The organism is Hymenobacter duratus (assembly GCF_014698995.1).
Taxonomy (GTDB): Bacteria; Bacteroidota; Bacteroidia; order Cytophagales; family Hymenobacteraceae; genus Hymenobacter; species Hymenobacter duratus.
Genome location: NZ_JACWZZ010000001.1, coordinates 1,510,525 through 1,533,864, shown reverse-complemented (window position 1 = coordinate 1,533,864; position 23,340 = coordinate 1,510,525). Strand labels below are relative to the sequence as shown.

Below are 23,340 nucleotides of genomic sequence, written 5' to 3'. Positions count from 1 at the left end.
CATGCTGAGCTTGCCGAAGCATCTCTACCGCAATGCTGTTTATTTAGCACTGCAGTAGAGATGCTTCGGCAAGCTCAGCATGACGTTCTTTTTTAGGTCTAATCAGTACCCCCGAAAATAAACTTTCAATTTTTATTGAAAGTTTGAAATACTCCACTACATTTGAACCATGCAACTCGACGAAGCCAAGCGCAGATTCATTGAAGGCTGGGGCACCCTGGGCTCAGCCTGGGGCGTGAGCCGCACGATGGCGCAGGTGCACGCGTTGCTGCTGGTGTCGCCGGGCGCGCTGAGCACCGAGGACATCATGGAGCAGCTGCAGATTTCGCGGGGTAATGTCAACCTGAACGTGCGCGCCCTCATGGACTGGGGCATTGTGCGCAAGGAGCTGCGGCCCGGCGAGCGGCGCGAGTTTTTCTCGGGCGAAAAAGATATTCACCGGGTAGCCACGCTTATTCTGCAGGAGCGCCGCAAGCGCGAGCTGCAGCCCATCATGCGGGTGCTGGGCGAAATCAGTGAGGTGGAACCTTCCGCCACCGCTACGCCCGAGGAAACGGCTGCCTTCACGCAGATGATCGGCAGCATCCAGAGCTTCGCCAACTTTGCCGACCGGGCTGCCTCCACCCTCATCAAAGCTGATGAAAACTGGTTTCTGAGCACGTTCATGAAGCTCATGCGGCCAGGGCCGTAGTACCTCGGCAGGCCTTTTTTTTGGCTATTATATTTCAATAATTATTGAAAGTTTGATATACACGATTCATTATTCGTCGGCGAAGTTTCTCTTTTCTCTCCTCTTTCAAAGTGTTTTATGGAACCTCCCCTTATGATTTTGGCCGGCGGCACGGGCTTTCTGGGCCGACATATCCGGCACTACTTCACTCAGTCCGGCTACCGGATCCGGACGCTCAGCCGCTGCGCCACCAGCGCCGATGAATTGGCCTGGGATGGCCGTACGCTTGGGCCCTGGGCTGCTGCGCTGGAAGGCGCAGCGGTAGTGCTCAATCTGGCCGGCCGTTCCGTCGATTGCCGCTACACTGCCACCAACCGCTACACCATTACCCGCAGCCGCACCGACAGCACCCGGGTGCTGGGCGACGCCATAGCGGCCTGCCGCAACCCGCCGGCCCTGTGGCTTAACTCCTCCACAGCCACTATCTATCAACATACCGAAGATGAGCAGCCCGCCAATACGGAAGCCACAGGCCACCTTGGCCGTACGTTCTCCGAAATGGTGGCCCAGCAGTGGGAAGCCGAGTTTAATCTGGCTTGCGTGCCCCATACCCGGCGTGTGGCGCTCCGCACAGCCATTGTGCTGGGGGCCGATGGAGGGGCGCTGCCCGTCATGGCCCGCCTGGCGCGGCTGGGTCTGAGCACACAGCAGGGCAACGGCCGCCAGTGGGTGAGCTGGCTGCACATCCAGGATTTCTGCCGGGCTGTGGAGTTTCTGGTGGCGCATCCAGCGCTGGAAGGTGCCTTCAACCTGTGCGCCCCCGAGCCTCTGCCCAACGCCGCCCTGATGGCGCTGCTGGATGCGCATTACCGCCCCCACTGGCACCTGCCGCAGCCCCGCTGGCTACTCGAAATCGGGGCCTTCGTGCTCCGTACCGAAACCGAGCTGATTCTGAAAAGCCGCAAGGTGGTGCCCCAGCGGCTACTGGAAGCCGGCTTCCGGTTCCAATTCCCTTCCTGCGAGGCGGCTCTGGCTGACTTGCTCCCACAGCTGCCTTAGCAGCCCAAGTGGACCCACACAGATTTTCACCTCATCACCATTCACCTCATCACCGTACTTTTTTTCACCTTCCAACCTCCAACGTCATGAACTACTATCTGCTGGTTTACGGAGTCTATCTGCCCGTCACGGTGCTGCTCACGGTGTGGGTGGCGCGCACGCTCTTCACCAACGGCCGCACTTTCCTGGTCGACATCTTCCACGGCAATGAGGCGCTGGCTGATTCCGTGAACAAGCTTCTGATTACGGGTTTTTACCTCATCAACATCGGCTATGCCACGCTCACGCTACGCAGCACCGATGCAATTGGCAGCTACCAGCAGAGTGTGGAGACGCTCAGCATCAAAATCGGCACTATCATCCTGATTCTGGGCGGCATGCACTTCTTCAATTTATACGTCTTTTATAAGCTCCGCAACCGCGCCCAGGATTACAACCGTGACCTGAATTTTGTGCTGGACAAGCCCGAAAAATAGCCTTCAAACAATATGCTGGCCTACTGCCATCAACAGCACGCGTACCACCAGCAGAATGCCGAGCGGAGCAAACAATCTGGCTGGCAAGTGACGTGAACTTTCTGGCGTGTGCCTTGTTGAATCGCAATCTGCTACCTTGCAGCCCCAAGATTCGTAAGAAGCATTTTTCACCGTCACAAACCCCCTTCCGTCATGGGACATAAAGCCATCGAAATTACCGATGCTAACTTCGACCAGATTATCAACTCCGACAAACCCGTGCTCGTGGATTTCTGGGCCGAATGGTGCGGCCCGTGCCGCATGGTGGGCCCGGTAGTTGAGGAACTGGCCGGCGAATATGAAGGCAAAGCCGTTATCGGCAAAGTCGACGTAGACTCCAACCCGCAAACCTCGGCCAAATTCGGCATTCGCAGCATTCCAACGCTGCTCGTGTTCAAGAACGGCCAGGTAGTTGACAAGCAGGTTGGCGCTGTGCCGAAGCACGTACTGGCTCAAAAGCTGGACGCGCAGGTAACTGCCTAACACTTTTCTATATGGCACCGGGCATCTGCTCCCGGTTTTATAGAGCAACAGGCCCCGCTTCTCTTGGGAGAAGCGGGGCCTGTTGCGTTTGAGGCTGGTGTGCTCCGCTCAGTACATTTCATCGGGGCAGGCAGCGCGGGCTTCCGTGGGAGGCACCTGCGGCGGCCGTACGCCATTGAACAGCGAGAAGCTCGGCGAAAAATGAATGGGTACGGTGAAGGTCATGGCGGTAGGCACGTTGTATTCGCGGCCGGGCTGAAACGCGGGCAGACTGGCTACTACCCGCCGCGCTTCCAGGTCGGCTTCCGGCGACAGGCCCTGCACAACCCGCACCTGCCCCACCGCGCCTTTTTCGTCCACAGTGTAGTTTACATACACTTTGCCGGTGATTCCCTTGCGACGCGTATTGCGCGGGTATGCTGTGTTGTGCGCAATATAGTTGAGCATGGCAGCCTCGCCACCTGGAAACAGCGGCAGTTCCCGCTTCTGCAGCTTGCCTACATACGGCGAGCCGTCTTCGTTGAAGAATGCCAAGGCCGGGCCTTTTTCGCGGCTGGGAAGCTCAATAGCGCTCAACTGGCCATTACCATAAAAATACTGCCACTCTCCCACCGGCTTGCCACCCGCATAATTGCCTTTTGAGCGTTTCTGGCCGTTGCGGTGCACGCTGATCCAGGTACCTACCCGTTGCCCGTCGGCGTACTCGCCGCGCTGGCTCACGCGGCCATCCTCGTACCAGGCCACATACATACCGTCAGCCTCGTCGTTGCGGTAATGGACCTGGGCCGCTTTGGGCCCGTTGGGATGGTACCAAGTCAGCATCCCCGTCCGCACAACCGGCTCGATGGAGGCCAGCGTGCCCCGCAGCAGCAGCGTTCCGTCCAGGGAATATTCGCGCATGGCGTACGTTCCGAGCAGCTCGTTTTTCTGGTCGATAACCCGGTAATGCGTGGCACTGTTCGGCACGGTAGCTTCGTCTCTGCCGTTGAGGTATACGGCCGGCATGCTTTGGGCAGTACCAGCCAGCGGAAGCGCCAGCAACATTCCTAAAAACACGACGTAGCAGGCTTTCATGCGCTGGGTATAGAGTAGGTAAGCTCAGGAAATATACAGCCCAGTTGCCTGTCTCCCAAGCGCTTCACGAATTGTTCAGAAAAATCCAGCTACATTCCTATAGCTGGCCTGAAAGCCCGCCATCCACCATCTTTCACCTTCCCTTTCTGCCCTATGTACCGTTTCCTTTCTTACTTGCTTCTGCTGACCCTGCTGGCTCCGGCCGCACTGGCCCAGACCACTTCCAGCACTACCGTAAAGCAGACACCGGGCAAAGCGCCGGTTGCTTCAACCCGGACTAAATCGGTGGCTAACCCAGCCATGACCCGTAGCACTACCACTACCAAAGTGGCGGGCACTACGACGCGCGTTGCTACCAAAACCAAGGCCGACGGCTCGCCGGACCGGCGCTACAAGGAAAACAAGATGACGACAACCCGTGCGACAACCGGCCCGGTAAAAAAAGATGGTACCGCCGACATGCGCTACAAAGCGAATAAGTCGGTACAGACCACCAGAACTACCGTGAAGCAGTAGCCTCACCCAGGTTCTACCAACGCGAAAGGCCGTTTCCTAGGGAAGGAAACGGCCTTTCGCGTTGATGCCTGCAGCGCTACAGCAGCTGGATGGGACGGTTGAGCGTTTCTTCCAGCACAATAAGTGTTTCGGTGCGCTCAATGCCTTCGATGGGCTGCATCTGGTCGTGTAGCACGTCGCGCAGGTGCTGTGTGTCGCGGCATACCAGGCGTGCGAAAATCCCGTAGGCGCCTGTGGTAAAGTGGATGCTTACTACCTCTGGAATAGCGCGCAACTGCTCCGCTACGCTGGCATACACGGAGCTTTTGAGCAGGTAGATGCCCAGGAAGGCATTCACCCCAAAGCCCAGTTTCTGGTAGTCGATTTTCAGCGTGGCGCCTTTCACGATTCCCAATTCCTCCAGCCGGGCCATCCGGACGTGTACCGTACCACCAGAGACGTGCACCTTCCGAGCAATTTCGGTGTATGGTGTCTTGGCGTCCTGGATCAAAAGGTCCAGGATTTTGCGGTCAGTGTCGTCAAGTTCGTAATTCTTGGCCATTTTGAAGTGCTTTGACTATATATATTTAAATCAAAAGGTGTTTTTTTTAAAAATATTGTAAATTTTTAGCTGAATCAATGCTAAAATTTTACAATTACAGGCAAACGACTACATTTGTCATAATCCAACGCAAACGGTGTGGACTAACTTTGTAGGGTGATGAAACTGGCAGACATACCCCCCTCTCTCGGGGGTGGTGATTCGGGAAAAACTGGTCCGGCGGCCGGCTAACCACACCGTGAAGGTTCGAGTCCTTCTTCTACAGCTTACTGGGTGGATTATGTGAGGAGGGAAAAACCGGGACGTATCTGGGTGGGTGCGTTCCTTTTCAAGAGGCGGCATCTGGGTGGGTGCCGCCTTTTTTTTGCCCATACGGTTCGGGCTTGCGTTTATTCCCACTTGCTTCAAAAGTCTCTTTTTGGCTCGTTGTGGCTGCAAAGAACGGAAAATAAGCCTGGCTAGCCTATCTATATTCCAAACAAAACGTGGGTTTAAGGCAAATTCCGCAAAACAAGCGGCATTGCGCGCAACATATATAGCAGCTTCGCTTCATCAGGCAGTTGAGGCCACTCACCCAAGTTGAGGCAGGCCCCTGAATTGGCGGTTGTCCGATGTCAGGCATGTTCTTGTGGTGGGTTTTATCGGCCAACCACGTCTTCCCAAAAAAGTAAAGCCCGCTACCGGCCAAACCGGAAGCGGGCTTTTTAATAGGCACACACAATGCGCTGGCAGTGCTACTTAGTAGCGTCGTTTTGCTTCTTGAAGCGGGCCAACCCACTGTCCAGAAACTTTAAAAAGCTCTCCACGTTGGGTTCGTAGGCAATTGGGGTAGTAAGCGTGTGTTGCACATCTGCCGGAGCATTGGGGTCGAGCAGCACATAATAAGGCTGGGCATTTACGTTGAAGCCGGCTAGCTGCAGGTCTGCGTTTTTCTTGCCCAGAGTGGTTTTCAGCTTGTTGTCATACGTGGAGGTATACCACTCGTTTTTCGGCAGTTCGGCCTTGTCATCAACATACAGAGCCACCACCACGAAGTCTTCGCGCAGACGCTTCAGTACCTGCGGATCCTTCCACACCGTGGCTTCCATCTTGCGGCAATTCACGCAGGCGTGGCCAGTAAAATCGACGAAGATGGGTTTGCGCTGGGCGCGGGCGCAACGCTGGGCCTGCTCTAGGTCGAAGTAGCCCTGCAGGCCGTGCGGCAATTCCAGAAACTCGCCGTAGCGTGGAGGCTCACATTGGGCATTGGGCAACGAAGCCGCTCCCGCCGTAGGCAGCATAGAGCCTTCGGCCAGTGAGAAGTCGTTGCGGCTCTGAGGCGGCAGATAGCCGGCCAGCAGCGGCAGCGGAGCACCAAACAGGCCCGGCACCAGATACGTCATGAAGCTGAAGGCCAGCACGGCCATCAGCAGCCGGCCCACACTCAGGTGCGGCAGGTCGGAGTCGTGGGAAAGTTTGAAGCGGCCCAGCAGATACAGACCCAGCAGGCCCGACAACGCAATCCATAGAACTAGATAAATGTCGCGCGGCAGCAGGTTCCAGTGGTACGCGAGGTCGGCCATGCTCAGGAATTTGAGCGCCAGCATCAGCTCCACAAAGCCCAGTACCACTTTCACCGTGTTCAGCCAGCCACCGGAGCGCGGCAGGCTTTTCAGCCACGCCGGGAAGATGGCAAACAGCGTGAAGGGCAACGCAAACGCCAGCGAAAAGCCGAGCATGCCAATAACCGGGGTGAGACGCTGGCCCTGCGCGGCCATGGTCAGGATGGTGGCCACGATGGGACCAGTGCACGAAAACGATACCACCACCAGCGTGAGGGCCATGAAGAACACCCCGCCCCAGCCGCCTTTGTCGGCCTGGGCGTCAATCTTGTTTACCATGCCGTGGGGCAGTGTAATCTCAAACAACCCCAGAAACGACAGGCCGAACACAACGAATACGACAAAGAAAATCAGGTTGGGCAGCCAGTGCGTGCTGATGAGGTTGAGCCCGTCGGCCCCGAGTAGCACCGTTACGAGCAGGCCAACCACCACGTAGATGAAGATGATAGACAGACCATAGACCACCGCTTTCAGGATGCCACGCTGCCGGCTGTCGGAACCGCTCGTAAAAAAGGAAACCGTCATCGGAATCAGCGGGAAAACGCAGGGGGTAATAAGCGCGCCCAGCCCAAACAAAAAAGCGCCGAAAGCAAACCCCCAAAGCCCTTCCTTGGCAGGATCTACCGTGCCATTGTCGGCGGGCGTGGCGGCAGCCATCTTTTCAGCTGGCACCGTGGCCTGGCCGGCAGCAGGCACAACCGAATCGGGAAGAGTGACAGGAGAAGCTACGGCGGCAGTAGCCGGACTATCTGCGGCAGAAGCAGCTGCTACGCCAGGTACCGCAGGCGCAACTGCAGCGCCATCAGGGGCTTCAGGCTTGGTGGGCTTGCCGGTAGCAGGTGTAGCCGCCGGGGCAGCAGTGCCGCTTACCTGAATAGGTCCGAAGCTCAGGGTTTCCTCGCCGGGAATGCAGCGGCCGTCCACATCAGTGCAGGTCTGGTACTCTACTTCGGCCTTGATGGTGAGTGGGCCGGGCTGCAATACCCGCACCCGCTGCTTCATCTGGCCGGTTTTCTCGAAATACGTGACGTCGCCTTTAAATACGTCATCGAAGTGCTTCTGGGAGCCCACCGATTTGGGCTTGCCGACTAACTCGTAGGCTGGGCTCTTGGCAAACGTGAAGGTGAAGGGCACCGGCCCCAGGTCGGGGTCGAAGTCGGTGGCGTAGAGGTGCCACTTATCATCAATCCGCGCATTCACAATAAGGTCTACCTCCTCTCCTACTTTGGCGGCGGGCCGGCTTAGCGCTACGCTGAGCTTGGTGGGAGTGAGAATCTGGGCAACGGCCCCGAGCGCCGTGAGCAACACGAGCAGGAGGGGCAGCACTATGGTTTTGCGGACGAACATCAGCGGAAAGGAAACAACTACAATTGCAAGCCCGGCAAAGGTCGGGAGAAACGCTAACAGCGGAGCGAGTTTACCGGTTTTTTGGCGGACTGGTTTCCGCAGCCATGGCAGAGCTAGAAACTCCGCCGGAACCGCTTGCGCAGAATCACGTACTTTTGCAATACCAAGGCATCTGGGCCGCGTGAGCCCGAGTTGCCGAACCTATGATCTTAAATATACTCCTTACCGTTCTGCTTGTGTTGCTGAACGGATTTTTCGTAGCGGCAGAATTTGCCTTCGTTAAAGTCCGCCCGTCTCAGATCGACATCAAGGCCCAGAGCGGCAACCGGCTGGCCAAGCTAGTGCAGAGCATGCTGCACGACCTCAATTATTATCTCTCGGCCACCCAACTGGGTATTACAGTAGCCTCCCTGGCCTTGGGTTGGGTAGGCGAAAGTGTGGTGGCGGCCGTCGTACTGGCCATCATCGACCAACTGGGCCTGACGCTCACGCCTACTGCAGTTCACCAGATTGCCATTGCTACTTCCTTCACGCTCATCACCATCATGCATATTGTGCTGGGTGAGCAGGCGCCCAAGGTACTAGCTATTCAGAAGCCGGAAACCACCTCCATGGCCATTGCCATTCCGCTGCGGGCCTTTGCCTTCCTCACCTTTCCGCTCATCTGGGTCCTCGACCGGCTGTCGAACATGGTTGCCGGCCTGTTCGGCGGCAGTGCCACGCACGGCTCCGAGGTGCATACTTCCGAAGAGCTGCGCCTGCTGCTGGACCAAAGCAAGCAGAGCGGCGAAATACAGGAATCAGAGCACGAGTTGCTTGAAAACGTGTTCGAGTTCAACGACCGGATGGTGAAGCAGATTATGGTGCCGCGCACCAAGCTGGCAGCCATTGACGTAAACACGCCCCAGGATGGCATTCTGGAAATGGTGTATAACGAAGGCTACTCGCGTATTCCGGTGTTCGAAGGCAACATCGACAATATCGTGGGGGTGCTCTACGTGAAGGATCTGCTGCAGATCATTCGTCGGAACGAGCCCATCGAACTGGCCAAGATCATGCGTCCGGCCTATTTCGTACCGGAAACCAAGAAGATTAACCGGCTGCTGCGCCAGTTTCAGCGCAAGCACATGCACATGGCCATCGTCAGCGACGAGTTTGGAGGTGTTTCGGGTATCGTTACCATCGAGGACATTATCGAGGAACTGGTGGGCGAAATCCAGGACGAGTACGACAACGAAGTGCCCGTGGTGGAGAAGATTTCCCCCAACGAGTTCCGCGTCAATACTTCTACCTCTATTTCCGACGCCAACGAGTACCTGCCGTTTCCACTGCCCGAAGGCGAAGACTACGAAACGGTGGGCGGCCTGCTGAACGTGATTTACGGCAATATTCCGGAAGTAGGCGACGTAGCCGTACTCGACAACTACGAGTTCCGGGTGCTGAAACGCTCCCGCCGGACCGTGGAGCTGGTGCAGCTCAACGTCACGCGGGAGATGGAGCAGGAAGAGTTGGAAGATGAAGGCATGCAGAATATCTGATTCAGGCAGCAGTAACGACAGCGGCCCCGCCTTCACAGGTGGGGCCGCTGTCGTTACTGCTGCTGGCTACTCCTCTCCTACTTCAGCCAGCTGGCGTATAGTACGTAGTTGTCGGCCGTGCGCAGCATATTCTGGCGCTGCTCTTCCGTCACGGGCTTGACTTTGCGAGCCGGGATGCCGGCATAGAGGTAACCCGGCTCGCACTGCGTGTTTTCCAGCACCACTGCCCCGGCCGCCACAATGCAGCCCGCGCCTACCACGGCGTGGTCCATCACAATAGCGCCCATTCCTATCAGCACGTTGTCCTCCACGGTGCAGCCGTGCACAATGGCCTTGTGCCCGATGCTGACGCCGGCCCCGATGGTAGTAGCCGCTTTCTGATAGGTACAGTGCAGCACGGCGCCGTCCTGAATGTTGGTTTTGGCACCGATGCGGATGCTGTTCACGTCGCCACGGATTACAGCATTGAACCACACGGTACATTGCGCGCCCAGCGTCACGTCACCGATGATAGTTGCATTGTCGGCTACGTAGCAATCAGGGCCGATTTGGGGGTATTTGCCCTGAACAGGCAGGATGAGAGCGGGCATCGGTAGTGAGCATTGAAGGATGAGCGATGCGCAAATGTATAGCCATTTGCCAGCCGGCACCTCGGAAACTACTGCAACGACCTGCTTTACATTTCAGCCTGCGCCCTCCGGGCCTACCGCGCCAACATCCGTTTCCAGGTGCCTTTGTCCCAGTTATATTTGAGGGTGCTCGGCAGGGCCTGCCAGAAGTATTTGCTGGTTTCGACGGCGAAGCTGGGCTGCATGTAGCAGTTGATGGTGCAGCCTTCGCACTGTGGCAGGCGCCCTTCCAGAGCGGCCAGCTGCTGCACCGGCCCGGAGTTATACAGCTCGTACAGATTGCCTTCGATAGGAAACTTCCGCTCCCCAAGATGGTAGCAGGGCAGCACCAGCTCGTTGCTGGGCGAAATGACCAGCGTGGTGCTGGCGGCCCGGCATACCGGTGCGGCCACGTGGTTGCCGCCGTCGCGCCGCAGCTGAATAAAGGCTTCGTTGAGGTACACGCCTTTGCGCCTGCCGAAAGCTGACAGGTAGTCCAGCTCTTCGGCCGTCAGCTGTTCGCCGGTTTCCACCGTGTTGTACTCAAACGCCGGATTCAGGATCAGCACCAGTCCGTTCGGCTGCGTGATGTCGCGGTACACGGCTTCCAGATCCTTCAGGTTCTCCCGAAACACGGTGAACAGAATGTCGGGCCGCTCACCCAGCTCCCGCGCCACCCGAATGCTTTCTAGCACAAAATCGTAGCAGGCCACGCCGCGGCCTTTATCATGTACTTCCTTTTCGGAGGCGTCCAGCGAAAAATGCAGCATATCCACCTTGCCGCGCAGCTTCTCAGCGTACTTGGGGTAGAGCAGGCAGTTGGTGGTGAGCGTCGTGATGAAGCCCATGCTATGAGCCAGACCCACAAACTCGTGAATCTGGCGGTGCAGCAGCGGCTCGCCCCCCGTAAAGTCCACTACTGATACGCCCAGCCGCTTCAGGTCGCGCAGGTTGCGCTCCACGTCCTCCAGCTGGATATAAGGCGAAGGTTTCTCCCAAATGTCACAGAATGAGCAGCGCGCATTACACCGGTACGTAACGTAGTAGTTGCACAGAACCGGGTGACGAACAAGGCGCATAGTATCGAACTGTTAGCTAATGGCTTTTAGCTGTTAGCCGCAATGCCGGCCCAAAGCTAGCAGCTAAAAGCCATTAGCGAGCGGCTTGTCATCTAATGCGGCAGTGCGCCCCAGGCCGTATCCCATTTGGCAGGGGTAGCGGCTATGGCTTCGGGGGTGGCGGGGCCGTGGTGCTCTAGGTAGTAGTTGCAGAAAATCTTCAGAGGGCATCTGGGGCAGTCGGGCTTCGAGTAGAGGCACACCCGCTGCCCGTGCCAGTAGTTGTGCTTATGAAAGTTGAGCAGCACCAGCGAATCTTTGGGCAACTGTTCCAGCAGTACCTGATGGGCTTTATCGGCGGAGGCTTTTGGCCCGATCATGCCCACGCGCTGCGCAATGCGGTGCACGTGCGTATCGATGGGCAGCACTGGCTTGCGAAAGTTGAATAACAGGACCAACGAAGCCGTTTTCAGCCCAATACCGGGCATGTCGTTCAGCCACTGCATGCCGCGTTCCGTGGACCAGTCTTCCAGAAAGTCCAGCGTAAACTCGCCCCGTTCGGCCCGGATGCGGCGCAGAATCTCCTGAATGCGGGGTGCCTGGGTGTCGGGCCAGCGCGTGGTCCGGATGGCATGTGCCAGTTCGGCCGTGGGGGCTTCCATTACCCCGGCCCAGTCACCGAAAGCTTCCAGCATCCGGTCGTAGGCCATCTCCTCGTCGGCATGCGTCGTGCGGTGCGACAAAACCGTCGAAACCAGTTCCCGCATGGGTGAGCGGCGCACCGTATCCTGCGACAGAGGCGGGTAAAACGCATTCAGCAGCAAATGGTCCTGCCAGGTTTTTTCGGCCGGCGGCGAAGCATAGGTAGCGGTAGTAGCCATGCGTGCTTGTACCGACCGTTACGACCCGAGGTTACGCTCACGCCGATTTGAAGCTTGATACTTGGCATGCTGCGACTGTAACAACACGCAAAAACGGCGGCACCGAAAGGCACCGCCGTTTTGCAGTAAGTAGCTGCCTAGGCAGCAAGTAGGTTAGATAGTGCCTTTCTCAGCAGCTTTCTTCAGTTTCTCGTTGGCGAAAATGGCAACTTCTACGCGACGGTTAGCCACGCGGCCAGCCTCAGTCGAGTTGTCGGCAATCGGCTGGCGTGAGCCGTAGCCCGTCACCGTGAAGCGCGAGGCATCTACACCCTGCTGCTGCGCGTAGTTGGCCACAGCTTGGGCCCGACGCTGCGAAAGCGGGTCGTTGATGGCATCGGAACCGCTGGTGTCGGTGTGGCCTTCCACAATAACGTTGGTGTCACCGTACTTCACGAGCGTCTTCGCCAGATCCTGAATGTTAGCCTGAGCAGCCGAGGTCAGAGCAGCCGAGTTCTTGGCAAACAGCAGACCTGAGTCGAAGGTGATTTTGATGCCTTCGCCCACACGCTCCACTTTGGCGCCGGCCATTTCTTTCTTCAGCTCAGCAGCCTGTTTGTCCATGCGGCGGCCAATGAGGGCCCCACCCGCGCCACCCACGGCTGCCCCAATGATGGCACCTTTTGCCGTGCCCGACTTACCGCCAATTACGCGGCCCAATACTGCACCACCAGCGGCACCACCCAAACCACCGATTACGGCGCCTTTAGCGGTTTTGCTCCAAGGCTTCTTGGTGGTCGTCGTGCCAGCATCTTGGGCTTGCAGCGTGCTGGTGCCAAACAGCAGCACGGCCATCATCAATGCGAAAAGGGAACGTAGGTTTTTCATGTGTGAAAAAGGTTGAGGAGTCTCGGAGTTGGTGGAAAAGAACAAAAAGAAGGTGGCGCTGTACCGACTGGTCTGGATTTCAGAGCGGACAACTACCGTCTTTCGGCAGGGCAATTTGCAACCACCTTGCCAAAAACGATACAAGCTGCTGAAAATTGTTGAAAAGAACGTCTGCAGGCGTCAAAAGCCTGTTTTTTCACCGGGCAAGCTGCGGTAAAAAGCGTGGTATCAGGCTGTTCAGCAGAAGGAAGCTTATTCGAAAAACCTTCCCATTTGTGAAGAAAAACAGCGCCGCGCTAACCGACAAAAAAAGGCCGCACGGATGGTGCGGCCTTTTTTGCAGAGCAACGAATGTTACAGCTTGCCGGCTTCGGCAGCTTTCTTCATTTTCTCGTTGGCATAGATGGCAATTTCTACGCGGCGGTTGGCCTGTTTGCCAGCTTCCGTGGTGTTGTCAGCAATCGGCTGCGACGAGCCATAGCCGTTGGTCGTGATGCGGGAAGCATCTACGCCCTGGCTTACAGTGTAGTTGGCTACCGCCTGCGCCCGGCGCTCCGAGAGAGGGTTGTTGATGGCGTCCGAGCCGCTGGCATCGGTGTGGCCTTCTACCAGTACGTTCGTGTCGGGGTACTTCTTCAGCACTTCCGCCATTTTCTGGATTTCGGTCATCGAAGCCGCGCGCAGGTCGCTCTTGTTGGTATCGAACAGGATGCCCGAATCGAAGGTGATTTTGATGCCTTCGCCTACACGCTCCACTTTGGCGTTCTGCATGTCGCGCTGCAGCTCTTCGGCCTGCTTGTCCATTTTGCGACCGATGAGGGCACCACCCGTGCCACCTACGGCAGCACCAATGATAGCGCCGGCAGCCGTGCCATTCTTACCGCCAATCACGCGGCCCAGTACGCCACCTACCACTGCGCCACCGCCAGCCCCGATCAGACCGCCTTTTGCGGTGCTGCTCATGCCGGTTTTACGCGGGCCGGTACCGTTGCCGGTTGGGGCGTCCGGAATGTTTGGGTTGCGGGTTTGCGAAGTAGCGCACGAGCCGAGCAGCAGCGTCAGCGCCATAAACAGGGAAAGAAGAGACTTTGGAGTTTTCATGGAATTGAGTTTTGGGAGTGAGAGATTCTGCGGGATGCTGGTCGTGCTTTACTGCTATTCTACCTGAAATGTTCGCCAAATATAGTTTTTATACTATACCGGGTTGACCTCCAACGCAGAATGGCAACTCACCCAACCAGCCACAGCAGACCTGCATGCAGTACGCATTTCCAACAAGTGTGCCGAACTACAGGGCGCGCTGGGCAATTTTCGCGGCGGGCGTGCTGGCAGCAACGTCCGTGGGCTGCAGCATGCCTAGTAAGTCGCTGAGCTGCTGCTTGAGTTGCTTGCGGTCCACGATGAAATCGAGGAAACCGTGCTCCAGCACAAATTCGGCACTCTGGAAGCCTTTGGGCAGGTCCTTACCGATGGTTTCTTTGATAACGCGGGGCCCGGCAAAGCCGATGAGCGCGCCCGGCTCGGCAATATTGAAGTCGCCGAGCATGGCGAAGGACGCGGTTACGCCGCCCGTCGTCGGGTCGGTGAGCAGGGAAACGTACGGAATGCCAGCCTCCGAAAGCAGGGCCAGCTTAGCCGACGTTTTGGCCATCTGCATCAGCGAGAAGCCAGCTTCCATCATACGGGCACCGCCCGAACGTGAAATCATCAGGAAGGGGAGGCGCTGCTGACGGGCAAAATCAATGGCGCGGGCAATCTTCTCGCCTACTACTGAGCCCATGGAGCCCCCGATAAAGCGGAAGTCCATGGCGGCTACTACCAAGCCTTGGCCGTTGGAGAGGCCGTGGGCGGTGCGCACAGCATCGCGCAGACCGGTGTTTTTCTCAGTGGCAATGAGGCGCTGCGGATATGCTTTCGTATCCACGAAGTGCAGCGGGTCGCCGGAGTGCATTTCGGCATCCAACTCCGTGAATTTGCCCCCATCGAACAGAATTTCGAAGTAGTCGGCCGCGTCAATCCGGTCGTGGTGGTTGCAGTTGCCGCAGGTAAAGAGCAGGCGCTTATGCTCCGCCATGGTCGCCACGGTTTTGCACTCCGGGCATTTATACCAGAGCCCATCGGGCGTCTCTTTCTTCTGCTCTGTCGGCGTGACGATGCCTTTTTCTACGCGCTTAAACCAAGACATTCTTACTGTATTAGGAATTGAGAAGGAAGAACAGGGAAGTAATAGCCGGCATGAAGCGCCGGCAGCAAACAAGAAGCTGCAACAAATGCACTGCTCCTCATTCTTCCTCCCTTATTGAAATTACGCCAACGTAATAGCGTCGTCCAGGTATACGTCCTGAATGGCGTTGAGCAGTTCTACCCCTTCGGCAAAGGGGCGCTGAAAGGCTTTGCGGCCCGAAATCAGGCCTTGCCCGCCAGCACGCTTGTTGATGATGGCCGTCCGGATGGCTTCGTCCCGGTCGGTGGCGCCTTTGCTTTCGCCGCCGGAGTTGATCAGGCCAATGCGGCCCATGTAGCAGTTGGCTACCTGGTAACGAGTCAGGTCGATGGGGTTGTCCGACGACAGGGTTTCGTACATGGCCTTGTGCGTCTTGCCGAAGTTGATTGTGCTGAAGCCACCGTTGTTTTCGGGCAGCTTTTGTTTGATGATATCCGCCTGAATCGTGACGCCGAGGTGGTTGGCCTGGCCCGTAAGGTCGGCTGCCACATGGTAGTCTTTGTCGGCGGTTTTGAAAGCATTGTTGCGGGCGTAGCACCACAGCACCGTGGCCATACCCAGCTCGTGGGCCCGCTCAAAGGCGTGCGCCACTTCCACAATCTGCCGGTTCGATTCCTCAGAGCCAAAATAGATAGTGGCTCCCACGGCCGTAGCACCCAGGTTCCAGGCCTCTTCCACCGAGCCGAACAGAATCTGGTCGAACTTATTGGGATAGGTCAGCAGCTCGTTGTGGTTGATTTTGACCAGAAACGGAATCTTGTGGGCATATTTGCGGGCCACTGTTCCGAAGGTGCCGAACGTAGTGGCTACGGCGTTGCAGCCGCCTTCCACAGCCAGCTTGATGATGTTCTCGGGGTCGAAGTACATCGGGTTGGGGCCGAATGAGGCGCCGGCGGTATGCTCGATGCCCTGGTCGACGGGCAGGATGCTCATGTAGCCGGTGCCGGCCAGGCGGCCGTGGTTGTAGAGCTGACCCAGGCTCCGGATTACCTGCGGCGTGCGGCTGGAAGGCACAAAGCAGCGGTCCAGAAAATCGGGGCCGGGCCGGTGAATCAGGTCCTTGCTAATGGTTTTGCATTCGTGCTGGAGCAGCGCTTCGGTTTCGGCGCTGAGGGAGGCAGTGATGGAGGCCATTGGGAACGTGACTAGTGGGCGTGAGCAATACGAAGCCAGCAGAATTGGCGGGCCAAATATAGGCTGAATTTCGGTTGCTTTCCGGGCTGGCATTGCAACATGGGCCGGCTGCTGAGTACCTTGCCGCGGGATATGACGGGCCGTTGGCCCGGCAGCCCGTTCTTCGTCTTTCAACCTCTGCTCCGTGAAAAAAACCGCTTCCAACTTACTTACGCTGGCTATGGCAGCGGCACTGGTGCTGCCCGGCTGCGTGGCCTCCAAAAAGTACGACGACCTGAAAGCCCGTCAGGCCTCTACGGAGCAGGGCAAGGCCGAAGCCGAGCGCCAGCAGCGCACAGCCGTAGCGGAGCTGCGGAAAACGACCGACGAGCTGGCCGAAATGCGCCTGCAGAACCGCCGCCTCACTGACGACTCGACCCAGACTGGCAACGCGCTGCGCCGCACCCGCCAGCTCTACACCCAGCTCACCGACTCCTATGATAAGCTGCTCAAGAACTCGGACCGGGAGCTAGCCAATAAGTCATCGGATTATAATAAAGTAGCACAGGACCTGGCCCGCCGTGAGGCCGAGCTGGGCCAGCTGGATGCCGGCCTGCGCAAGAGCCGCGCCGACATCGACAAGCTCAACGCCGACCTGAAAACCCGCGAAGCCCGCCTGGCCGAGCTGGAAAAGGCGCTGGCCGAAAAAGATAAGGCCGTAAACGACCTGCGGGCCAGCGTGGCCAACGCCCTGCGCGGCTTCCAGGGCACCGATCTGCAGGTAAAAATGAAAGACGGCAAAGTGTATGTGTCGCTGTCGGAGCAGCTGCTGTTCAAGACGGGTTCTACCAAAGTAGACCCCAAAGGCCAGGAGGCCCTCAAGCAGCTGGCTACGGTGCTCAAAACGCAGCCCGACGTGAATGTGGTGGTAGAAGGCCACACCGATAACGTAGCTTTCAGCCGCCCTACCGCAGCAATGCAGGACAACTGGGACCTAAGCGTGCTGCGCGCCACTGAAATTGCGCGTTTGCTCACTACGGGCGGCGTGCAGCCAGACCGGGTTACGGCGTCGGGACGCTCGCAGTATGTGCCCGTAGCCCAGAACGACTCGCCGGCCAACAAGGCCCTAAACCGCCGCACCGAAATCATCCTGACGCCCAAGCTCAACGAGCTGTTCAAGATTCTGGATTCGAACTCAGCCGCTACCGGCAAATAGGCCATCTTGCTCTTGCTCGTATGTATTCAACCAAAAAGCCGGCCCCGCGTGAGGCCGGCTTTTTGGTTGGGGTAAGGCGCAGCAAACAGCTACCGTTGCTCTGCTCTATCGGTTTTGGGATATTAGGCTGGCTGAACCAGGGCTGGAGTGCTTAGATAGGAGTGCCACCAGAAATCTGCCAACGGGCCGGCACTGACTTCTACCCGCTGGCCGGGAGCGGGCAGCAATAGTGTCACGTCTGTTCCGGCAGCCTCTACCAGGCGGTCGGCGGGCTGGTGCCAGCTGTGGAACGCCAGGTTGAAGGTAGCCCAATGCAGCGGCAGTAGTGCGCCGCCACCTAGGGCACGGTGGGCAGCCAGCGCGTGGTCGGGGCCCATGTGGATGTCGGCCCACTGCTCATCCGAAGCGCCTATTTCCAGCATCACCAGATCAAACGGGCCGTAGGCGGCGCCAATTTCGCGGAAGCCGGACTCGAACGGCCCCGAGTCGCCGCCGAAGAAGGCACGGTGCCGGGGCCCCAGAATGCACCAGGATGCCCAGAGCGTATTGTCGCGGGTGAGGCGGCGGCCGGTGAAGTGGCGGGCGGGTGTAGCGGCCAAAGTGTGCGTCTCCCCTAGCCGTACTTCCTGCCACCAGTCCAGCTCCGTTATCTGGCTGGCGGGCACACCCCAACGGCGCAGGTGTCCGCCTACACCCAACGGGCAGAAAAATGGCACGCCCGTCCGCCCCAGGGCCCGAATAGCGTCTTTGTCCAGGTGGTCGTAATGGTCGTGAGAGAGAATGACGCCATCGAGCTTCGGCAGTTCGGCCAGTGGCAGCGGCGGCGCGAAAAAGCGTTTGGGACCCAGCGCCACCGGCGAAGCCCGCAACCGCCACACGGGGTCCGTCAGAAACCGTTTGCCGTCGATTTCGATGAGCGTGCTGGAATGCCCGAACCACGTCACGCGCAGCGCTTCTGCCGATACCGGCTCCGCCAACACTGCCGCATCAGTACGGAAAGGGCCCAGCGGGCGGCGCGGCTGCCGCTCTTCCCGGCCAGTCAGCCAGCGGCGCAGCAGCAGCCCGTAGTTGGTGTTCATGCTGGTCGGGAGGGTGTTCAGGTATTTTTTGCCGTTGAAGCGGGAAGGAGTTTTCATCGAAATGGACGTGCCGTGTTACGAGGACTATAGACGGCAGCGCCCCGATTTTACTTTACTTCTATTACCGATTGTGCAAGAAGGCTCGCGCACTGACAGCGTATACTAGGCCGTTTACCAGCCCGGCCACTGGGCTTTTAATGAAGCAACCTGTACTGCAGCGGGCGCCCGTCACCGGCCATGACGCGCAGGTAGTACATGCCCGGTTCAAATGTCAGCGAGGAGAAGTCCAGCTGAATCCGGCGGCTGCCCGGTGCCATCCGGGTCTCGCCTCGCACCATCTCACGCCCTACCGGCGAGAGCAGAATATACTGCACCATAGCACTCGTTTCGGCGGGAAGCTCCAGCATATACCGCCCATCTGGAGACGGATTAGGATACACTGTGCTGGGCAAGGGGGCAGTGGAAGAAACCGCAGAGGCAGCTGCTGCCGTGCGAGCAGCCGATACCGTGCGGCGCCACACCTCTATTCCGGACAGATTCAGGTTGCCGCCGCTGCCAACCAGCTGCAGTGTGCCGGCCGTTCCCACGCTCACCTCATACGGCCCTAGCCTGGCCCACACGCCGGCCGTGCCTGTATTGTAGTTGCTCTGCACGGTTTGTCCATTGAGCGCCACCGACACGATTTGCGGATAGTTGTCCTCCCACACGTACACCCATACCCGATACTGTCCTGCCGGAACGGCGCTGAGCGTGGCCGTCAGGGTGCTCAGGCTGTAGGCCGAGCTGCGAATCATACTGGTGCGGGGCGCATCGGTGGCCGGCACCAGCGGCACAGTATTGCTGGAGAAGGTGAAGCCGTTGGTGGCGAAGCCGGAGGCCGTGCCCGCTTCCCAGGCGTTGCCGTCCAGGCTCACCGCCGCCCCGCCCACGTTGATGCCACGGTAAAAGGTGTAGGTAGGCGTGTCCGTATCCGGATTGACCAGCACCGTGACCTGGTCGGCGGCGCTGCTGGCACCCGTATTGTCTTTTACCACGAGGTTGAACACGTAGCTGCCGGCTACCAGCCCACTGACCGTAGGCTGGGCCGCCAGCAGGGAGGAAAACGTTGCCGTATTCGGGCCACTTATCTGGCTCCAGGCGTAGCTGCTGATGGTGCCATCGGCATCAGAGCCGGCTCCTTGCAGCACGGTACTGCTCACGGGCAGCGTTAGTGTCACATCCGGCCCGGCATTGGCCACTGGCACTTGGTTGGTGGGTGGCGCAGTGCCATTCAGACGCCAGACCTCGAAGCCGGAGAGGTTGATAGTGCCGCCCGTGCTGGTTAAAGCAAGCGGCCCGGCGGTGGTCAGCGTCACATCGTAGGGGCCTAGTTTAGACCATTTGCCAGCCGTGCCGCTGTTGTAGTTGCTCTGCACCGTTTGCCCATTCAGGGCCAATGAGAAAACTTCCGGATAGTTGTCTTCCCAGACATACAGCCATATCCGGTACTTCCCTGCCGGCACACCGCTCAACGTCGCACTTAAGCCCGTCACTTTCCAGGCGGAGCTACGAATCATGCTGGTGCGCGGGGCATCGGTAGCGGGCACCAGCGGCACGGCCGTGGTCGAAAACGTCAGGCCATTGGTAGTAAAGTCAGTTGCCGTGCCTGCCTCCCAGGCATTACCGTCCAAGCTCAAGGCTGTCCCTCCCACGTTGATAGCCCGGTAGAAAACATAGGTACCACCGCCTGTAGCTGAATTAACCAGCACCGTGACCTGGTCGGCGGCGCTGCTGGCACCCGTATTGTCTTTTACCACGAGGTTGAACACGTAGCTGCCGGCTACCAGCCCACTGACCGTAGGCTGGGCCGCCAGCAGGGAGGAAAACGTTGCCGTATTCGGGCCACTTATCTGGCTCCAGGCGTAGCTGCTGATGGTACCATCGGCATCAGCACCCGCTCCCTGCAGCATGGTGCTGCTTACGGGCAGCGTTAGTGTCACATCCGGCCCGGCATTGGCCACTGGCACTTGGTTGGTGGGCGCGGTGCCGCCTATGCGCCATAGTTCCAGCCCCGACAAATTCATTGTGCCGCCGGTGCTAGCGAGGGCCAGCGTGCCGCTGGCTACCGTTACATCATAGGGTCCGAGCAGGCTCCAGGTGCCGGCCGTACCGCTATTAAAATTGGTCTGCACCGTTTGCCCGTTCAGAGCCAGCGAGTAGGTTTCAGCATTATTATCTTCCCAGACGTAGGCCCACACCCGGTACTGGCCCGCTGGTATGCCGCTCATTGTCGCTGTCAGGCCGCTTGGGTTGTAGGCCGAGCTGCGAATCATGCCCGCGCGCGGCGCATCAGTGGCCGGCACCAAGGGCACGGTATTGTCGGAGAAGACGTAGCCATTGGCAGTGAAGTTGGCCGCAGTGCCCGCCTCCCAGGCATTGCCATCCAAGCTTACAGCTGCTCCGCCCACGTTGATAGCCCGGTAAAACGTGAGGCTTGGCGCCGTGCTGCAGTCGGGGTTCAGGCGCATTTCCTGGGTGGTAGCCAGGCCGGCCGCGTCCGTCACGGTGAGCACCACGCGGTAGTAGTAGGTTTCGGCGCCACAGCCCACGGGCGTAGTCGTCAGGGTGCCCTCGATGGTGGTCTGGATGGGCTCGGGGTGCTGGTGGTCGGCGTGGTGCAGGAAGCATTGCCACTGGTAGCTCAGCTGCCCCGGCCCATGCTGCTGATCCGTTACCGTGGCCCGTAGCACGAAGGACGTTTGCGTGGCTATCGAATACAGGGTATTGGGCGCCGGACTGGTAATCGTGACCTGAGGCGGCGTGTTGTTGGCCGAAATCAGCAGGGTGGTCTGGCCGGAAGCGCCCTGCGGATCCGTTACGGTCAGCCGAACTGTGTAGGAAGCAGGCGCCGTGGTGGGCGCCGTGAACGTATGCGCCGGATTGGCAGCGGTGCTGCTGGTTCCGTCCCCGAAGTCCCATAAGTAGGTCAGAGGCTGGCCTTCCGGGTCAGTAGAGGTGCTGCCCGTAAACTGCACGGCCAATGGACTAGGCCCAAACTGCTTGTTGAAACTGCCTGTTGCCACCGGCACCTGGTTGACCGTGTTGTAGGTTACATGCACGATTTCAGAAGGAAAATTGATGTAGTACAGCCCCGGCTGCGTGGGGTGCACCGCCAGGCCCACTGCTACTGCGCCGTTCGAAATAAAGTCCCGCACAGACGAAGGAGCATTGGCGCTGTTCACGGTCATGTTGCGGATCCAGCCCCCGGAGTAGTCCCCGAAGAAGTAAGTGTTCTGGTAGCCCGCCGGGAAGTCGTTGTACGGATAGAACACGCCGCCAACGCTGGCGCTGCCCCCAAACTGCGGCCCCGAAACCGGCGAGCCAGCCGCCCCGATATTGATAGTGCCGGCAGTGTTGCCCGTGAAGATTCCGGTTCGGGAAGGGCCCGTACCGTGGTGCCAGTCGATGAGCGGGCGCGTATGCACGAACGTGGGAATGGACGCGGGAATCGTTTGGCCGGACGCGCAGGGGTTGGGGAAGGAAGCGGTGCCGCTGGGTGTGGCCTGGGTTATCAGGTTCTTGAAATAAAAATACTCCTGGGTACAGCCATTGATGCCGAACTGCGGATTGGGTGCGTAGAAATTATACTGATTAGGACCTTGGTATGTGGTGTTGGCTTCCAGTCCTTCATACAGCGGCCAGCCCATATTTTGCCCGCCCCGGCTCACTACTTCCACTTCTTCCCAGGTGAAGTAGCCCACGTTGCCAACGTACAGGGTGCCGGGGTTGCCGTCGCCAGGATTGGTGCTGCCGGTACCGGGCTTGCGCGTCATCCGAAACGGGTTCCTGAAACCCAGGGCCCACACTTTGGACCGCGCGGCCTGCGGATTGGAAGCCATGTAAAACGGGTTGCTGGGCACACCAGCCCCTGTTTCCGGGTCGAGGCGCAGAATCTTACCGTTCAGGCAGTCCACGGCCTGGGCCCGGAAGGCCCCGACATTGTCTTTGCTGGTCATCATGCCGTCGGCAAGCGCCTGGGCGTAGTAGGTGTTGGGGTTGCTGCCGTAGTCGTTGTCGGAGCCGTGGGCGCCGTCGCCCACCGAGGCCAGCAGCGTCCCATCAGCCCCGAAAACCAGGCTCCCCGCGCTGTGGCTGCGCTCCAGGCATATCACCCCCGTCGATTTGGTGGCGCCCAACAGAATCTTGCGGCTCGCGGCACTTACGCTGTATTGTGTGCCGGTGCGGGTGGCAGTGTAACGGGTAAGGCGGCTGATGCTGGCGCTGAAATAATCGTTGGCAGCAGGGTTATAGGCAGCAGTGCCAAAATTCAGAAGGTAGTGCCGGTCGACCAGATAAAACAGGTAGATGTACCCGTTGGTCTCAAACTGGGGGTGCAGCGCAAAGCCCAGCAGCCCGTGGTCGTTCCAGGCCCCTACTTCCTCACTGATATCCAGCAGCATCGTCCGCTGGCCATTGTACACCACCCAGACCTTGCCGCCTCGCTCCCACACAAACATGTGTGTGCCAGAGGCATTAAACGTCAATCCAACAGCCTCGTTCCATTGGCTCGAAACGACCGTTGAAGTAAACCCACTGGGAGGAGCCTGTGCGCAGGCCAGGTTGGATTGTATACAGGCAAGCAGCAAAAGCAGCAAAAAAGAGCAAAGATTTTTCATCTGACTGAGAAATGAAAAAGGGTGTAAGCCACCTGCCCCCACCGTTGGCAGAGGTACACAGCATGATGCGGAGAAGAAGAGAATGGGGTATCACTGCCTCATCAAGGCAGAAACGCGGGGCCGTCAGAATGCCGCGCAAAGCAACGAGACTCGGTAAAATGGTGGGCTTGCACGAAGGAAATCAGGGCAGTGCCTGCACCTGTTCAGCAGCTGATACAGCAAGGGTTTGTTGTCCCGGAAAATGAAACAGACACACTAAAACGGTAGATGTTCTTGCCAGAGAACACGCGCAGCG

General features: G+C 58.5%; 19 protein-coding genes. 7 read left to right on the top strand and 12 right to left on the bottom strand.

Annotated features, from left to right (window positions below):
• The first annotated feature begins 169 nt into the window (after positions 1-169).
• The 4 genes from IC231_RS06375 to trxA all read left to right on the top strand — a co-directional run bounded on the left by IC231_RS06375 (position 170) and on the right by trxA (position 2,727).
• The gene (locus IC231_RS06375) at positions 170-691 is read left to right on the top strand and encodes a GbsR/MarR family transcriptional regulator (RefSeq protein WP_190783671.1); all 522 of its coding nucleotides are present in this window, start codon (positions 170-172) and stop codon (positions 689-691) included.
• 117 nt (positions 692-808) lie between these two features.
• Positions 809-1,729, top strand: coding sequence for a TIGR01777 family oxidoreductase (locus IC231_RS06370; protein WP_190783670.1), 921 nt, complete (start codon positions 809-811; stop codon positions 1,727-1,729).
• Positions 1,730-1,815: 86 nt separating this feature from the next.
• Positions 1,816-2,205, top strand: a complete 390-nt coding sequence (locus IC231_RS06365) for a hypothetical protein (RefSeq protein WP_185888989.1) — start codon at positions 1,816-1,818, stop codon at positions 2,203-2,205.
• Between the two features lie 192 nt (positions 2,206-2,397).
• Complete coding sequence (gene trxA / locus IC231_RS06360) at positions 2,398-2,727, top strand: thioredoxin (protein WP_044003005.1); 330 nt, start codon at positions 2,398-2,400, stop codon at positions 2,725-2,727.
• A 108-nt stretch (positions 2,728-2,835) separates the two neighbouring features.
• Here the strand turns inward: trxA and IC231_RS06355 are convergent, their stop codons facing one another.
• A complete protein-coding gene (locus IC231_RS06355) occupies positions 2,836-3,801 on the bottom strand; it encodes an energy transducer TonB (protein ID WP_190783669.1) in 966 nt (321 codons plus the stop codon).
• A 153-nt stretch (positions 3,802-3,954) separates the two neighbouring features.
• On the opposite strand from IC231_RS06355, the gene IC231_RS06350 reads away from it, so the two are divergent.
• Positions 3,955-4,317, top strand: a complete 363-nt coding sequence (locus IC231_RS06350) for a hypothetical protein (RefSeq protein ID WP_190784019.1) — start codon at positions 3,955-3,957, stop codon at positions 4,315-4,317.
• Between the two features lie 76 nt (positions 4,318-4,393).
• Here the strand turns inward: IC231_RS06350 and IC231_RS06345 are convergent, their stop codons facing one another.
• Both IC231_RS06345 and IC231_RS06340 read right to left on the bottom strand, forming a co-directional pair.
• On the bottom strand, positions 4,394-4,858 hold the full coding sequence (locus IC231_RS06345; protein ID WP_185888986.1) for an Lrp/AsnC ligand binding domain-containing protein: 465 nt from the start codon (positions 4,856-4,858) through the stop codon (positions 4,394-4,396).
• A 734-nt stretch (positions 4,859-5,592) separates the two neighbouring features.
• Positions 5,593-7,806 carry a protein-disulfide reductase DsbD family protein gene (locus IC231_RS06340; RefSeq protein ID WP_190783668.1) on the bottom strand — a complete coding sequence of 738 codons (2,214 nt, stop codon included), beginning with the start codon at positions 7,804-7,806 and terminating at the stop codon, positions 5,593-5,595.
• Between the two features lie 203 nt (positions 7,807-8,009).
• Here IC231_RS06340 and IC231_RS06335 point away from each other — a divergent pair, with 203 nt between their 5' ends.
• Positions 8,010-9,344, top strand: coding sequence for a hemolysin family protein (locus IC231_RS06335; protein WP_190783667.1), 1,335 nt, complete (start codon positions 8,010-8,012; stop codon positions 9,342-9,344).
• A 77-nt stretch (positions 9,345-9,421) separates the two neighbouring features.
• On the opposite strand, the gene IC231_RS06330 is transcribed toward IC231_RS06335, so the two are convergent.
• From IC231_RS06330 to IC231_RS06300, 7 genes are all read right to left on the bottom strand, one after another.
• A complete protein-coding gene (locus IC231_RS06330) occupies positions 9,422-9,934 on the bottom strand; it encodes a gamma carbonic anhydrase family protein (protein WP_190783666.1) in 513 nt (170 codons plus the stop codon).
• Between the two features lie 113 nt (positions 9,935-10,047).
• A complete protein-coding gene (locus IC231_RS06325) occupies positions 10,048-11,031 on the bottom strand; it encodes a radical SAM protein (protein ID WP_190783665.1) in 984 nt (327 codons plus the stop codon).
• Between the two features lie 92 nt (positions 11,032-11,123).
• Positions 11,124-11,891 (bottom strand): endonuclease III domain-containing protein, encoded by a 768-nt coding sequence (locus tag IC231_RS06320; protein ID WP_190783664.1) that lies wholly within the window; start codon positions 11,889-11,891, stop codon positions 11,124-11,126.
• Positions 11,892-12,044: 153 nt separating this feature from the next.
• On the bottom strand, positions 12,045-12,758 hold the full coding sequence (locus IC231_RS06315; protein ID WP_185888979.1) for an OmpA family protein: 714 nt from the start codon (positions 12,756-12,758) through the stop codon (positions 12,045-12,047).
• Between the two features lie 354 nt (positions 12,759-13,112).
• Positions 13,113-13,859, bottom strand: coding sequence for an OmpA family protein (locus tag IC231_RS06310; protein WP_211538893.1), 747 nt, complete (start codon positions 13,857-13,859; stop codon positions 13,113-13,115).
• Positions 13,860-14,046: 187 nt separating this feature from the next.
• Positions 14,047-14,943, bottom strand: coding sequence for an acetyl-CoA carboxylase, carboxyltransferase subunit beta (accD, locus tag IC231_RS06305; protein ID WP_190783663.1), 897 nt, complete (start codon positions 14,941-14,943; stop codon positions 14,047-14,049).
• Positions 14,944-15,063: 120 nt separating this feature from the next.
• Entirely contained in the window at positions 15,064-16,116 is a 1,053-nt protein-coding gene (locus tag IC231_RS06300) for a class I fructose-bisphosphate aldolase (RefSeq protein ID WP_190783662.1), read from the bottom strand.
• Between the two features lie 184 nt (positions 16,117-16,300).
• Between IC231_RS06300 and IC231_RS06295 the strand changes: the two genes are divergently transcribed.
• Positions 16,301-17,311, top strand: coding sequence for an OmpA family protein (locus tag IC231_RS06295; RefSeq protein WP_211538891.1), 1,011 nt, complete (start codon positions 16,301-16,303; stop codon positions 17,309-17,311).
• Positions 17,312-17,433: 122 nt separating this feature from the next.
• Here the strand turns inward: IC231_RS06295 and IC231_RS06290 are convergent, their stop codons facing one another.
• Positions 17,434-18,447 carry an MBL fold metallo-hydrolase gene (locus IC231_RS06290; protein ID WP_190783661.1) on the bottom strand — a complete coding sequence of 338 codons (1,014 nt, stop codon included), beginning with the start codon at positions 18,445-18,447 and terminating at the stop codon, positions 17,434-17,436.
• A 137-nt stretch (positions 18,448-18,584) separates the two neighbouring features.
• Positions 18,585-22,913: a PKD domain-containing protein gene (locus IC231_RS06285; protein WP_190783660.1), complete on the bottom strand. Its 4,329-nt coding sequence runs from the start codon at positions 22,911-22,913 to the stop codon at positions 18,585-18,587.
• Between the last annotated feature and the right edge of the window lie 427 nt (positions 22,914-23,340).

What these genes read in the sequence shown, in the direction of transcription:
- IC231_RS06355 (WP_190783669.1), bottom strand. Translation starts at nt 3,801, where the DNA reads ATGAAAGCCTGCTACGTCGTGTTTTTAGGAATGTTGCTGGCGCTTCCG.
- IC231_RS06310 (WP_211538893.1), bottom strand. Translation starts at nt 13,859, where the DNA reads ATGAAAACTCCAAAGTCTCTTCTTTCCCTGTTTATGGCGCTGACGCTG.
- IC231_RS06325 (WP_190783665.1), bottom strand. Translation starts at nt 11,031, where the DNA reads ATGCGCCTTGTTCGTCACCCGGTTCTGTGCAACTACTACGTTACGTAC.
- IC231_RS06345 (WP_185888986.1), bottom strand. Translation starts at nt 4,858, where the DNA reads ATGGCCAAGAATTACGAACTTGACGACACTGACCGCAAAATCCTGGAC.
- IC231_RS06290 (WP_190783661.1), bottom strand. Translation starts at nt 18,447, where the DNA reads ATGAAAACTCCTTCCCGCTTCAACGGCAAAAAATACCTGAACACCCTC.
- IC231_RS06300 (WP_190783662.1), bottom strand. Translation starts at nt 16,116, where the DNA reads ATGGCCTCCATCACTGCCTCCCTCAGCGCCGAAACCGAAGCGCTGCTC.
- trxA (WP_044003005.1), top strand. Translation starts at nt 2,398, where the DNA reads ATGGGACATAAAGCCATCGAAATTACCGATGCTAACTTCGACCAGATT.
- IC231_RS06370 (WP_190783670.1), top strand. Translation starts at nt 809, where the DNA reads ATGGAACCTCCCCTTATGATTTTGGCCGGCGGCACGGGCTTTCTGGGC.
- IC231_RS06350 (WP_190784019.1), top strand. Translation starts at nt 3,955, where the DNA reads ATGTACCGTTTCCTTTCTTACTTGCTTCTGCTGACCCTGCTGGCTCCG.
- IC231_RS06375 (WP_190783671.1), top strand. Translation starts at nt 170, where the DNA reads ATGCAACTCGACGAAGCCAAGCGCAGATTCATTGAAGGCTGGGGCACC.
- IC231_RS06330 (WP_190783666.1), bottom strand. Translation starts at nt 9,934, where the DNA reads ATGCCCGCTCTCATCCTGCCTGTTCAGGGCAAATACCCCCAAATCGGC.
- accD (WP_190783663.1), bottom strand. Translation starts at nt 14,943, where the DNA reads ATGTCTTGGTTTAAGCGCGTAGAAAAAGGCATCGTCACGCCGACAGAG.
- IC231_RS06340 (WP_190783668.1), bottom strand. Translation starts at nt 7,806, where the DNA reads ATGTTCGTCCGCAAAACCATAGTGCTGCCCCTCCTGCTCGTGTTGCTC.
- IC231_RS06335 (WP_190783667.1), top strand. Translation starts at nt 8,010, where the DNA reads ATGATCTTAAATATACTCCTTACCGTTCTGCTTGTGTTGCTGAACGGA.
- IC231_RS06365 (WP_185888989.1), top strand. Translation starts at nt 1,816, where the DNA reads ATGAACTACTATCTGCTGGTTTACGGAGTCTATCTGCCCGTCACGGTG.
- IC231_RS06315 (WP_185888979.1), bottom strand. Translation starts at nt 12,758, where the DNA reads ATGAAAAACCTACGTTCCCTTTTCGCATTGATGATGGCCGTGCTGCTG.
- IC231_RS06320 (WP_190783664.1), bottom strand. Translation starts at nt 11,891, where the DNA reads ATGGCTACTACCGCTACCTATGCTTCGCCGCCGGCCGAAAAAACCTGG.